The organism is Arthrobacter sp. SPT-J7 (assembly GCF_059089965.1).
Map to the genome: position 1 here is coordinate 1 of NZ_JBNHFF010000605.1, position 353 is coordinate 353.

A 353-nucleotide genomic window follows, 5' to 3' on the forward strand; every position below is an offset into this window, starting at 1 on the left:
GGTGGGGGCCGCGGGAGAGCCGGGCCACCGCAGCTTCCAGCGGCGGTCCGGGAAATGCCACCGTCCCGGTGAGGGCCTCCAGCAGCACCAGACCCAGGGAGTAGATGTCCGCCGGCGGTCCCACCTTGTCGCCGCTTGCCTGTTCCGGACTCAGGTACGCGGCTGTGCCGGGGACCATGTTGGTTGCGGTGACCCGGGCGCCGTCGAGCATTCGCGCGATGCCGAAGTCAGCGAGCTTGGGCCGGAGGGGTGAACCGGCCGCGTAGCGGGTGAGGAGGATGTTGGCAGGCTTCACGTCGCGGTGCACTACGCCGCGGTGGTGGATGTACTGCAGGGCCTCAGCCAGTTCGGCT

General features: G+C 70.0%; 1 protein-coding gene. It reads right to left on the reverse strand.

Going from position 1 to position 353, the window contains the following annotated elements; all coding sequences use genetic code 11:
- Window positions 1-353, reverse strand: a 353-nt coding sequence (locus AC5RWX_RS34495) for a serine/threonine-protein kinase (RefSeq protein WP_494100604.1), incomplete at both ends; no start/stop codon positions are given.